Here is a 13,239-nt window from a genome sequence, read left to right on the forward strand (position 1 = left end):
CACAACTGCATCGTGCAGGCGTCGCCGATCTGTCGTTAGGTCGGGTTGCACATCAAAATGACGTCGACTTCCAGGCTCAATAGGTGTTTGGAAACGAATAGTCAAATCAAATGACTGGGATGGCAACCCGTCGGTCCCGCTGTTGTCGCTAGAACAGGTAAAGCGAACAATAAGCCATCTTTTCTGACTCGAATTAATGACGCTACCGATCACATGCAACGTTCCTTGTGCGTCCAATGACGGCGTAGCAACGACCACTACACCGCCCTTGTCTAGTTGCGGCGGCGACGTGCCACCAGTAGCTGACGCAGTCGCCATGAAGATCATGCTCCCAGCAAATGTAACAAAATGTCTTGTCACGCGCCCCTCCCTTTTAAACCGACATCTGGCGGATTGATTACTGATTGGTAGCGTCCGCTATGGGTCGGAAGCGGCCCCTATGAGACCCTCCACCCTACTCGGAATGCGCCTGATTTTCCTCTCGGAGGGCTGAAAGGCCCAGCAAGCTCCTCGCTCGTTCAACTGTATCCATGACCTCTGCCTCAAACCCGTTTCCAAGTTCCAGGCAACGCATGAATTCGGCGGCGCGCCGCTTAATGTCAACAGCCCAAGACCTCTCCTCCGGATCAGTCATGACACTAGTGAAAGATCTCTTGCTCTGATCAATTGCTCCGGCCATACCTGCCGATACAGCCAAATGGTAGTGATGCATATTGAGGTGGGTGACTTCGCAGCGAGCCAGGCCTGCACATGCGCAAAAGATGGAAAGCGCTGACGCAGGGTCATTACCTCTTGACTGGCCCGCTGCGCCAGCTTTTCCGCAACTGATGCGAACTGCTCATCGCTTGCGAATGATTGAAAGCTCTCCACCCGATGCCCGTCATCGAATGACAGGTATTCCTTTTCATACCAAAGCCAACACGCTCCAACGTTTAGGTAGCTCCCTCTAGCCCACGCGGACGGCTGAAACTCGACAACCCCTATCCACCAACTGCGGTCATCAAGCCACGTTCTCGATCGCCCCTTCTGCATGCAGCCTAGAGGGCTAAGGGCAGCTTGGCGGCCGCATTGATCAAGCGCGAATGCAGAAGTATTGGCATTGGATGCAACCTTGCGATCTTTGTTTGGACTCCGATCAAGGAGCAACGTCTGTTTTGGGTCGGAAGCAGCCACGAACATTGGCATAAACCTTGCGCTCAACAAGACGTGCGCGTGCTCTGATCAAAATAATTCAACGAGGATCGGGAGCCCATTTTTGCAACCCACAATGCCGACATTTTTGGGTGTATGTATTGAAACCTCGACCCTTGACCACGAAAAAAAGTTTTGCACATCTTGGGCATCGGAAGAGCACTACGACCAATCGTGTGTATGCAAAGACTATGAACCAGCACAGGCCGACGTAGTCGCCGATGGAGGCGAAGCGGGACTCTGATATCAGTAAAACAATCCCAAGCCCAAGGATGAGAACTCCCCACGATGCGTACGACCAGGTACGCAGTTGGAGCCAGTATTTTGAGTACATCAGCTCACCTTATGATTTGTCCTGGTATTGATGGTAGGTGATGGGAATGTCCGCTCTGGGTCGGAAGCGGTCGCCTCGTCAAACTAATGATGGCCTAAAATCGCCCCTCTATCCGAGATGCCCTCAGCTTGGTTCCACAGGAAATTCCAGACGCTCGACTCCGTGCTGGACTTTTCTCCAGGCCGCAGGCCTGCCCACGCAGACATCCATTCGGAAGAATTGCGCAATTGCCGTAACTCCCTTTCTGCTTGCGAGCGAGATGGCACGGGGACAGGTTCAGTTCTGAAAGGACCGCGTCCTTCGCAACGACGAAGATAGTCACGTGGTCGCTCGGCAACGCCGGCTATAACGTAGCTCGTGCTCAATACAAAATAAGAAGAGCCGGACTGTACGACGGGGTATAGCGGCCAAAGACGCGAATCGCCAAATCGACCTTCCACGTCCCAAAGTCCTCCATAACCAGGAGGGAGCTGGGATTTCCCCTGCCATAAGATCGTACATACCCAACTAATCCTTTCCGCAACCTCCACGTTGGTCAGTGCGTGCGTATAAGAAATTGGACTGTATGCTTCAAGTGGTGAGAGTGCTTCGAGCTCCACCTTGGCTCTGTCTTCGCCTATCAAAACGTAGTAATTGACCGCTTCTGCGATCATGGCTGCGTTGAATTGACTCGACACAAAAAGCGCTGGCTCATCGGCATATAAAGTACCCGATGCCAATGAGAGGCAGAAAAAGGTCAGTAATCTCATTCTGAACCTTGCGAATTTCCCCTGGGTAAGCATGGTCAACCTCAAGTTCATGATGTTTTTCAGGCAATGCTTACCGAAAGCGACCGCTCCGGGTCCAGGCTGTGTGAAAACGCAAGTTCACCACTGACGATGTGCCTCCTACGCGAAATCTGACCGAGTTGCTTACCTCAAGTTGGTCAGAATCGCACCTAGGTCGCCGATTTTGATCAAGAACTGCGCATTGAAAATTTCCACTTTGTGTTTTCACACAGTCTCGGTGGAAGCGGACATTCATAATACCGATCGTCGATGTCCACGGCTTTCATCCCGCATAAATGAAGCAAGCAGAAATGACGGCAATGAGCAAAATAAGCCACGCTTCGCCAAGTTGCCAATACATGGCAAAGCTTGCCGCCCCCGCAATCGCATGCCGTCTATGGGAGATCGTGCGACTGGTTAGCACGTAGACGTAGACACCTATTATAGCAACGATGCCGGTGATCACCCATGCGCTTGAGGCGTGCAGGGATTGAGCGACAAGGAGCCATAGTATGGCGCTGGCAAATGTAAGGAGGCGCCCGACAACACCATAGTTCCAAAGCGTCCCGCGAACCTCGGGAGGTGCGTTAGCGGCAATCTCCGCACGGCGCGCTGCAACGGCATCGAGTTGGTGCGTGTTCGCACCTCGTTCAATCAATTCGAGACGTAGTGCTTCTTCCGCCCATTCGGTCCTGCCTTCCGCAGACCACATCTCCTTGAGCGTATCTGTATCGATGTCTGACAACCGCTTTCGCGCGGTGACGACCATTTTGGTGTCATCGGTCATTTCCTTTCCCCCTGTCGTTCATTGCTTTCTCGAGATGCTGATGCTTGGCTATCTACCTCTGATCAATCTTGTTCCGCTGAGAATCGCTCTGGGTCGGAAGCGGACTCTACCCAATTTCCGGATTTCGGTGTTTAAGTTCCGTCATCTTCTCGATATCGACATAAGGCGCCATTGGCGGCCAGAGCGACTCACCCTCCAGCCCACGCAACGCCAGAATATCTTTTTGCATCCCGATGCAGATTTTCTCTTGAAACGACGATGCTTGAGAGCCCGACAAATCGCCTCTTGCCATACATGATAGTCAAGATAGTTTGACCGCGCGCTCCACCCCATTGGAGCTTCGTGATGTCCGCTATTGGCACCATCTTGTGGCCAAACAGCCAGGATCGAACAATCGAACGATCATTCATGTCGACGCGTGTGGTGAGCATGAATATCAACCATATTGATAGGAGAACCGCGGCCACTTCAAATGTGAGGCCAACAAGTACGTTGCGACTTTCAAATATTGCAAGGCCTACCCAAAAGAACATGCCTATTCCAGGCGCAACGAACAACAGTAGGCAAATTCGAGATCCCCAAGATGCCGTATAACTCTTATCCATATTTTCCCTCAACTACTCATCTCCATGATTGGCGTCGGCTTGTCCGCTATGGGATGCGGAAGCGGACCTTAGGGCGAGTTTAGATCAGCTCACCCGCCCCAGACGGGCACCGGCGCAGCAACAGGGTGTTCGGCGCTAGGCAGACCCGAAGTTCCAGCCTATCGAAACCAGCAGCGACCATCGCATTTGTGAGTCAAGCGAAATAACGAAGATCAGCGCGTGGGTGAACTGGAACTTCGCTGCGTACAACCTGATCCGGTTCGGCGGCATCGGTGAGTGGTGGAATCCCTCGCCAACGTGAGGAAGCGTGCGCCTATTTGGAAACTGGTCGATGGGTGTTTCTCAACAGCCCGTCAATGAAATATGCGGCCATGCAGCATGCCAGGATGTTCAACGCATCATTTTGTGGCAACGGTTTCACCATTTAGGACATTACGTATTTTATTTAATTATAAATTATTGTTTTATATGAATAATATTTACGATAGAAGAAATTGGCGCATTGCACCAAACAAGCCCAAAAATAAGCAAAATGACCTGCTTGTGACAAATCCCCCACAAAATCGTCCAAGTTATTGACGCACTGCAATATTGGCATGTAGCCTGACTTTGCCGGCCCCTGAGGGGGGGGATTCCGGCCAAGCAAGCTGTTCATCGACGCACCCAAAGAAGGAATCGAAAAAGCCAAGTCCATTGGAGGGCGCCCTTTTGCCGCAACTCTTTGATCGGGGGATCACCCATGAAAGTACGTCTTACTCGTTGCTCGCTCGCCGCCGCAGTGCTGTCCGTACTCTCCATGAACCTCGCCACGGCGGCTACACCACCGGCCTGGGCCGACGACACGTCCGCCGCTACAAGCACTTCTTCCAACACCGCCACTTCCACCAATACGAATACAAACACGAACACGACGTCGAGCACGCCGCCCAACCCCGCCAACGCATCCCAGCTTGATGCAGTCGTCGTCACCGGAGGGCGCTTTGAAACGACGGTAGGTCAAAGCACCACCCCGGTGACTGTGATCAGTGGCGCCACATTGCAATCCACCGGCCAGGCCAATCTGCGCGATGCGCTCGTCCAGCTCTCGCCGTCGATTTCGCATACGAGCTACGGCGCGGACAACGCGGAATTTACCGACGAACTTCAGCTCGATGGCCTGAGCCCCGACCACGTATTGGTGCTGGTCAACGGCAAGCGCCGTCACGGCTCGGCGAACATCGTGCAGGATCCGGGCCTCGATCAGGGCTCGACCGGTGTGGACATCGACATGATTCCCACCGACCTGATCGATCACATCGAAATCCTGCGCGACGGCGCAGCGGCGCAGTACGGTTCAGATGCGATCGCCGGCGTCGTCAACATCATCCTCAAGACCAAGGCCAGCGGCGGCACGGTGTCCAGCACCAGCGGGCAGACCTACAAGGGCGACGGCTTCAAGAACACCGAGACTGCCAGCGTGGGCCTCAGCCTGGGCGGCAACGGATACCTTGATCTGAGCGCCGAATACGATCGCATCAACCACGCGATACGCACTGGACCGGACTATGCCGACGGTCTGTACGGCGAAAACACACCCGCAGCCATTGCGTATGTAAACGCAAACGGCTACTCGCCGCCCTACCCGGTCGGGCCGGCCTACAAAAACCCCTGGTCGAGCGATACGGCAAGCACTCGCCAATTGTTCGGATTCAATGCCGGCTACGACTTTACCGACAATGTCGAAGCCTACGCCTTCGGTACGTTCGGGCATCGCTACGCCGAATCCTACGAGAACTATCGCCCGCCTTATGTCGATCCGGAGGTTTACCCGAACGGCTTCGTGCCCATTTTCACCATCGACGAAAACGACTACTCGATTACCGGCGGCGTCATGGACGACAACTTCTTTGGCTGGAGCGTGGACCTCAGCACCACCTACGGCGGCGATCGCGACAACCTTGGGCTGGTCCATTCGGTCAATCCATCGCTGACGGACTCGCCCACCTCGTTCGGCATTGGCGCCACCAGCAACTCGCAGCTCACCGGCAACCTCGACTTCACGCGGCCGTTCCAGGTTTCCGCATTCGCCGCGCCCTTGAATTTCGCCTTTGGTTTCGAAGCGCGGCGCGACACGTTCCAGATCCAGCCCGGCGACCCGTCTTCCTATGAAGATGGCGGCGCATCGTCGGAGGCCGGCTTCAATCCATACAACTCCGGCCAATGGTCGCGCAACGTGACAGCGGCTTACATCGACCTGTCCACGCACATCACCGACAAGTGGCAGACGGATGTCGCAGGGCGCTACGAGCATTACAGCGATGCTGGAAATACCCGAAACGCCAAGGTCTCCACGCGCTACGACTTCACGCCGCAGATCGCGCTGCGCGCCAGCGCCAGTACTGGCTTCCATGCGCCTTCCTTGGCCGAAGAACATTTCTCTTCGCTCGCCGTAACGCCCGACAGCGCGTCGGCGCAGTTGCCTTCCGACTCGGCCGGCGCCGCCGCGCTAGGTGCGCAACCGCTCAAACCGGAAAAAGCCACCAACCTCAACCTGGGCCTGGTGCTGAATCCGCTGGACAACCTCAACATCACGGCGGATGCATACCAGATCAATATCCGCAATCGCATCGTCGCAGGCGGCACCGTGTACGGCCTGCCCGCCGTCGATGCGATGACGGCCGCAGGCTTCCCCGTGCCGCCGTATGTCGTGGCCGCCGCGCAGGCCAATCCGGATACGGGGCTCGCCAGCGTGTGGTACTTCACCAACGGCGCGAACACGCGCACGCGCGGACTCGACCTGACCAGCGTCTACCACACCGATTACGGTTCCTTCGGCAAGGTGGACTGGGATCTGTCGGCCAACCTCAATACGACCCGCCTGACGCACCTGGTGACGGAGAACGGCGAGCCCATCCTCAACGCGCAGCAGATCGACTATCTCACCTCGACCACGCCCAAGAGCAAGGTGATCGTCGGCGGTACCTGGCACCAGGGCAAGTGGGGCGTGACCGTACATGAAACGCGTTGGGGCGCTACCACCGATCAACTTTCCTACATCGTCGGCCCCGATTCGGTGGTGCCGGATACCTTCTACCCGTGGCGCAATGCGGCCATCTACACCACCGATTTCGAGGTCCGCTACAACGTGACCAAGCAACTGCAGGTGGCGTTGGGTGCGAACAACGCATTCGACCGGTATCCGTCCAAGATCCCTTACGTCACCGCGCTGGAAGGTCAGTTGTACGACACCCAGAGTTCGCAGGTCGGCTATGACGGCGGGTATTACTACCTGCGCCTCGCCTATCAATTCTGACGCCGGGCGCGGTTTCCACATCGCAAAAGGCATCGGCAGGGGCGGCTCGTTCACCGAACCGCCCCCTTATCCGCGAGGTTGGTGTGATGAATGGGAAAAACAGCAGCACGATGACGCGTCGCCAGCTGTTGCGCATGATCGGCGTGACGGCAGGCAGCGCGATGATGTACCAGGCCATGAGCAGCCTGGGTTTTGCGGCGGAGTCGCGTTTCAAAAAGCCCATCGGCCTGCAGGGCGCCCCTAAAGGCGCCTCGGTGCTGGTGCTTGGAGCCGGCATCGCCGGCATGGTGGCCGCTTATGAATTGCGCGCGGCCGGCTACAAGGTACAGGTGCTTGAATACAACGCTCGCGCCGGCGGCCGTAACTGGAGCATCCACAGCGGCGATGTCTACACCGAACTTGGCGGATTTACCCAGCACTGCCAGTTCGATCCCGGGCTTTACATCAATCCGGGCCCATGGCGCATCCCCTATCACCACCAGGGCATTCTTCACTATTGCACGCGGCTCGGCGTACCGCTGGAGTCGTTTGTCCAAGTGAACAACAACGCCTACGTGCACAGCAGCACAGCCTTTGGCGGCAAGCCGCAACGCTATCGGCACGTGCGCGCCGACTACGCCGGACACGTCGCCGAGCTGCTCGCCAAGGCGACGCAAAACCACAAGCTCGACGAACGGGTCACCAAGGAGGACCAGGAGAAGCTGCTGATGTCGCTGCGCATGACCGGTGCGCTCGACAAGCACTATGCGTACGTAGGAGGACGCGACAGCAGCGAGCGCCGTGGCTACGACATCGACCCAGGCGGCGGTCTGGACCAGAAGGCCGTACCGTCCAAACCGATCGCGTTCGGCGATCTGCTCGATTCAGGCTTGTGGAGCATGATTTCCGCCGGCGACGACTACGATATGCAAACCACGCTATTCCAGCCGGTGGGCGGCATGGGGCAGATCGGCAAAGCGTTTGCGCGCGAACTCGGGTCGCTGATCCGCTATCACGCCAAAGTCATCGACATTCACCAGGATGAATCCGGCGTCACCGTCACTTACGAAGATACGCTGAAGCCGGGCAGCAAATTCAGCGCGCGCGCGGACTGGTGCGTCAACACCATTCCGTTGTCCGTGCTGAGCCAGATCCCGATGAACGTCGGCGCGGCGATGGCCGATGCCATCGCGGCAGTGCCCTATGCCGCGGCCGTCAAGGTCGGCTTGCAGTTCAAGCGCCGGTTCTGGGAGCAGGACGAGCAGATCTATGGCGGCATTACTTATACAGACTTGCCGATCACCAATATCAGCTATCCGAGCACGGGCTATTTCAACCCGGGCAAGGGCGTGCTGCTCGGCGCCTACATCTGGGGCATGAACGCCACCGAGTTTACGGCCATGTCGCCGCAAGAACGCGTCAAGGCCGCGGTGGGCTACGGCAGCCAGATCCATCCGCAATACGCCACGGAGTTCGACAACGGCGTCGCCGTGGCGTGGCATCGTTCGCCGTTCACGCTTGGCTGCTTCGGTCTGTGGAGCGAGGCGCTGCGCCAGAAGCACTACGACGACTTGTGCCAGATCGACGGGCGCATCGTGCTGGCCGGCGAACATGCCTCCTACATTCCCGCCTGGCAGGAAGGCGCCGTGACGTCGTCCTTGAACGCCATCGGTCGATTGCATCAGAAAGCCCTGGCAACCGGAGCGCACGCATGATCAGGACTCGCACCCCGCTACACGCATGCGTGCTTGTCTGCGCGCTGCTGCTCGGCGCAGGCCTGCCCGGCACCGCGCGGGCCGACAGCGCCGGCATCTACAATCCCGCCACGCTCAAGGCCGCCAACGGCGAACAGGTCTATACGCACATTTGCCAGGGATGCCACATGCCCGATGGAAAAGGTGCGGAAGGTGCGGGCCGCTATCCCGCCTTCGTCGGCAATCCGAAACTTGCATCGGCATCCTACATGGCGGTCACCGTGCTGTACGGACGACACGACATGCCGTCCTTCATGACCAATCTGCGCGAAGACGAGGAGGCGAAATTCATGCGCAGCGCGGAGCTGTCCGATGCGCAGATTGCCGAGGTGATCAACTTCATCCGGACGCATTTCGGCAACCATTACCCGGACAGCCTGAGCGCAGCCGACGTCGCCGCTTTGCATCCCAAGGCTCACTGACCCTATCTTATCTTGCACGACACAAGGAGAACGCCATGCGCAAACTCGCCATCTGCATGCTCGGGTTGATACCGCTTGCCACGCACGCCCAGGACGTAACTCGCTACAAGCTCCCCAACAGCAACTTCCCGATCTCCGCCGCCGTCGAAGTGCCAGCGGGCAAATCGCTAGTGTTCCTGAGCGGCCAGATGGCAAGCATGCCCAAGGATGCCAAGGGCGGCGGCGGCTCGGCGGAAGCGCTGGACACCAGGGCACAGACCATCGGTGCGCTGGAAAACATCAAGGCGCAATTGGAGAGCATGCATTTGAGCTTGCGCGACGTCGTGAAGATGAACGTGTATCTGGTGGCCGACAAGAACAAGGCGGGCAAGCTCGACTTCGAAGGCTTCATGGCCGGCTATACGCAGTTCTTCGGCACCAAGGATCAACCCAACCTGCCCGCACGCTCGGCAGTACAGGTGGCGGCGCTGGCGCGTCCTTCGGCGCTGGTGGAGATCGAGGTGATTGCGGTTCGCCCATAGGCGGACATCGTACGAGAATACGCCAAGCGGAATATCCGCTCGGCGCACTGCCACGACCCTGATGATTGATGAAGACGATGATTGTCGCTGCTGCGGGGCGTTTCTCAACAGCCTGTTAAGCCTACCGTCCCGGTTTTAGCGATCGGCACCTCACGATCAGTCAGGGCAAGATATATCGATCGCACCCACCACCGCACAATGATCAGACATCCGTACCCACATATCGCTAGACAGCACCGCGCTTGTTCCAGCCAAAGGGCCCGCCGTTAGCTTTCCAAGATACCCTCGCTGGTTGACCGCTTGAAGTATGTTTGGATTTACCTGCACCATTTTCGTCTCAATAGCGCCAGCACACTCACCTGTACACACCCGCTGCGAATTCTGCCACTTCACCGTAATGGCTGGGTCTACAATCAAGCAACAGAACCCGTCGATGGCATTGCCGCTTTGCTGCGTCATCTGAGTTGGAAGGCTAAACTCCACGCTGCAATTTTCGACTTTGTAGCTGGTTGGATTCGGTGTGTGATTGAAATCCGCGCCGATCAAGACGAACCTGACGTTACGATGCTGGTCGGGCACCCATTTAGCCAACCACTTTAGAAATTCCGTGGTATTTCTCTTGGCGCCGTATCCCGATGTTGCGTGCAGACTCACAAATATAGCTTCGCCAAGTGCAGTGACGGCCCATCCCATTGCCGACAGCCGGAAAGCGTCTTCACTGCCGTTGGCAGGGCAATCAGAAGGAACCTCCAGCAATCTCATTGCAAATTGCGAGTAGTACGCTGGGCGATTTGCACTCTTGTGAGCTTGGTTGTCCGCTTCCTGATTATACGAGGACCAGACTTGCTCCTGCGCCTCAATATTAGCGAAGTCGACTTGCTGCGTTTCTTGCCTGATTTCCACAGGCGGCTCTTGAACGAACACAATATCTGAGTTTCTTATCAGACCACCTAATACTTGGTATCTTGCGCTGCGCGCGGCGGCAGCGAAAAAATTGCTTTTGGCGAAATCCTCCAGGGCGGGACCTTTTTGCAAGTTCCAGGTTGCCAACTTAAATGTCTTCATCGTCATTGCAACTTGTCCCTTTCGTGGCTGTGACTATCAGATAGCCGTTTGGGCAACGCCTATTGATGCGCGTCTGAACTCATGGCGTACAGGCTCATGGCGTACAGGCGGATGAAGGGCGCCATCACGTGACGGCCCAGCCCACCAGATCAACTTATGGTCCATTGGATTTAGCCGCCCCAATGCGCAGCCCATGAACATCGTGCCGGCTACCGCCACGATAGAACGTTTATTACGCCCTGCCCCGCCCCCAAAACCGGATTCCCACTGAAATGCTAACAAGGGAATGCGCGAACGCGTGTAAAAGTTAGGTGACGAACACCGGTACACGTGGCGGCGGTGAGGTTGCCAGATTAGCCTCGCCCTATTTTTGGATCTGAAATACAGCCGCAATAAAGTGTCGATACACCTTACTTGAACCCCCTTCGGGATTGAAGGCACAACGGGTGCGGCCCAGGACCGGACCAGCCATGGTCACTCGCGATCCCATGGACGCTTTTCGGGACCGGCCGATCCGAAGAAGGTTCGCCGTCGAGCGCAGACACCCTTTTGCAACGCCAGCCAGACAGGAAAACTTGGCTTCGGTAGCCGCTCAGTTCTTGATTATTGATGCATCGCCTCATCCTCCGAGTTAGCGAACGTCTAGATCCGCTTCGTAACTAGCCCATTCCTTTGCACCTGGAATTTTTCTTCGCCCCATTTCCCTAAACTCTTTACCCGCCACTAAAATCGGAGCGGTTTCCGCATACTTGCGTCTTTCGGACTTAAACCGCAACGTTTCCAAAGAGTGGATGCGTTACACCATGGTCCTTGCGGACCGCGCCGAAGCCAGCCACATCCAAGGCATCAATTTCTACCGCTTCGATGCTTTTCTTCATATGGCACCCCATGTTGGTCCCGAAACTCCAACAACTACTTTGGGATTGAAGGCAGCCATTCCCTAATCCCTATAACGCAAGCGAGTCGTCTCGGACTCAGTGCCCGGCAATGGTCTGATCGATCCACGCTGCGTAAAAACTGACCCGCGCAGCGGCAAAGCGCTGCCCGCATACGCCTATGCGAAATGAGCCATCTTGCATTTGCCGCACGAGATGCTCCACTTCACTGGCTGTCCCATCCAGGCCGTGAGTGACGCCGGCCAGGTAGGTACGGCCAGCTACATCTACGGTGACTGGACCACCGCTATCGCCGCCCGCTGTGGCACCGCTAAGGGCTGGAGCGCCGGCGCTGCAGTCAAATACGTAACGCAACCAGGGGCCATCGGACTGAGTCAGGCGATTCTCCGCGCGTCGTAATTGGGTACGGTGACTTTCACTATCCGGAGCGCCGGTGAGTTCGGTGCCGGTGGCGCCTGCGCCGTAAACCATGCTCAGCATTCCGGGCTTGGCGTAGCCGCGATCTATCGGCATCGGCTTGACATCAGTCACGGGCTTGCTGAGTTCCAGCAGAGCAATGTCGTGCATATTTGCCATCGCGGTCATGTACTGATGCATAAAGACGTCGGGCTTTTCTGTTTTGACCTGCTTGAACATTCGCTGCCAAGCCTCTCGCGCCGGCGGGTAATCCGGGTAAACAACAATCCGACTCACCGCGCGCCGCTTTCCGTTGATGATCACGAAATGCTCTTCGGGCATCATTTGCATCATATTAACTGCATGGGCCGCAGTGATTACCCAACGTGGGGCGATCAGCGTGCCATGACCTTCGTCGGGAAGATCCACCAGTGCGGGGATGGCTTGCCGGGTGACGCGGTAGCGTGCATCCGGTTGATCGTGGCGTATCACGATTGCGTTAGCGCTTGTGCTGAGCAGCAACAGTGGAAGTGTGAAACGCAGAATTGCCTTCATAGGATTCCTTCCGTTGGATCGATGGGTGAGTTTACCGGTGCGAGCAACCATCATTTGATAGCTTCAAGTTGCACAGTGAACGGCCTTCGACGGTCACGCTCACCGCGCTTGGTAGTCAGCAAGTTGCGTACCACGAAAACAAGCTCCAAAAAAGCTTTTACGTATCAATGTGATGCATATCGCCCGTCCACGACATTGTGTGTCCGCGGACAGATGTGCGGACACACGGACAGGTGCACCGATTTGGATGAACCGACTCCGGCTTCACCGCCAGCTCTCAATCTTGAGAAGGCGGGACCATGACGAAGCCAAATTACTCGGAGGAAGTCTGTGAGAGTGCGGTGCGGCTGGTGCGCGTGCACCAGCCTGATCATCCGTAAGAATGGGTCGCAATCCAGTCAGTAGCCGCCAAGCTCGACTGTGCGTCGCAAACATTGCGCAACTGGCTGCGCAAGGCACAGGTGCATGCCAAGGAGCGCGGGAGCTTGACCAAAAGCGACCGTGAGGGCGCTGGAACGCGAGGTCCGCTAACTGCGCTAAGCCAACGAGATCCTGCGCAAGGACTCCGCGTATTTTGCTCACGCGGAGCTCGACCGCCGTCCCAATTCATGATCGCCTTCACCAACCATCACTGCATCGTCCACGGAGTCGAGCCGATCTGTCGTACGTTGCCGA

Annotated in this window: 8 protein-coding genes and 1 other annotated feature (1 of these 9 running past the window's edge); of the genes, 4 read left to right on the forward strand and 4 right to left on the reverse strand. The window is 56.8% G+C overall.

The window, feature by feature from the left end:
• Nucleotides 1-1,608: 1,608 nt before the first annotated feature.
• Nucleotides 1,609-2,274 carry a hypothetical protein gene (locus VME63_RS14575; protein ID WP_325434070.1) on the reverse strand — a complete coding sequence of 222 codons (666 nt, stop codon included), beginning with the start codon at nucleotides 2,272-2,274 and terminating at the stop codon, nucleotides 1,609-1,611.
• Nucleotides 2,275-2,575: 301 nt separating this feature from the next.
• Nucleotides 2,576-3,079, reverse strand: coding sequence for a hypothetical protein (locus VME63_RS14580; protein ID WP_325434071.1), 504 nt, complete (start codon nucleotides 3,077-3,079; stop codon nucleotides 2,576-2,578).
• A gap of 1,344 nt (nucleotides 3,080-4,423) precedes the next feature.
• Here VME63_RS14580 and VME63_RS14585 point away from each other — a divergent pair.
• The 4 genes from VME63_RS14585 to VME63_RS14600 all read left to right on the forward strand — a co-directional run bounded on the left by VME63_RS14585 (nucleotide 4,424) and on the right by VME63_RS14600 (nucleotide 9,652).
• Nucleotides 4,424-6,976, forward strand: a complete 2,553-nt coding sequence (locus VME63_RS14585; protein WP_325434072.1) for a TonB-dependent receptor — start codon at nucleotides 4,424-4,426, stop codon at nucleotides 6,974-6,976.
• 110 nt (nucleotides 6,977-7,086) lie between these two features.
• Nucleotides 7,087-8,670, forward strand: a complete 1,584-nt coding sequence (locus tag VME63_RS14590; RefSeq protein ID WP_414648273.1) for a flavin monoamine oxidase family protein — start codon at nucleotides 7,087-7,089, stop codon at nucleotides 8,668-8,670.
• On the forward strand, nucleotides 8,667-9,131 hold the full coding sequence (locus VME63_RS14595; protein WP_325434074.1) for a cytochrome c: 465 nt from the start codon (nucleotides 8,667-8,669) through the stop codon (nucleotides 9,129-9,131). Before VME63_RS14590 ends, VME63_RS14595 begins: the two co-directional genes overlap by 4 nt.
• A gap of 35 nt (nucleotides 9,132-9,166) precedes the next feature.
• Nucleotides 9,167-9,652, forward strand: a complete 486-nt coding sequence (locus tag VME63_RS14600) for a RidA family protein (RefSeq protein WP_325434075.1) — start codon at nucleotides 9,167-9,169, stop codon at nucleotides 9,650-9,652.
• A gap of 156 nt (nucleotides 9,653-9,808) precedes the next feature.
• Here the strand turns inward: VME63_RS14600 and VME63_RS14605 are convergent, their stop codons facing one another.
• Both VME63_RS14605 and VME63_RS14610 read right to left on the reverse strand, forming a co-directional pair.
• Nucleotides 9,809-10,717, reverse strand: coding sequence for a hypothetical protein (locus VME63_RS14605; RefSeq protein ID WP_325434076.1), 909 nt, complete (start codon nucleotides 10,715-10,717; stop codon nucleotides 9,809-9,811).
• Between the two features lie 974 nt (nucleotides 10,718-11,691).
• Entirely contained in the window at nucleotides 11,692-12,564 is an 873-nt protein-coding gene (locus VME63_RS14610; protein ID WP_325434077.1) for a S1 family peptidase, read from the reverse strand.
• Nucleotides 12,565-13,130: 566 nt separating this feature from the next.
• Nucleotides 13,131-13,239 (forward strand) — a sequence feature (AL1L pseudoknot); it runs 8 nt beyond the window's last position.

It is taken from the genome of Dyella sp., assembly GCF_035503745.1.
Classification (GTDB): Bacteria; Pseudomonadota; Gammaproteobacteria; order Xanthomonadales; family Rhodanobacteraceae; genus Dyella_B.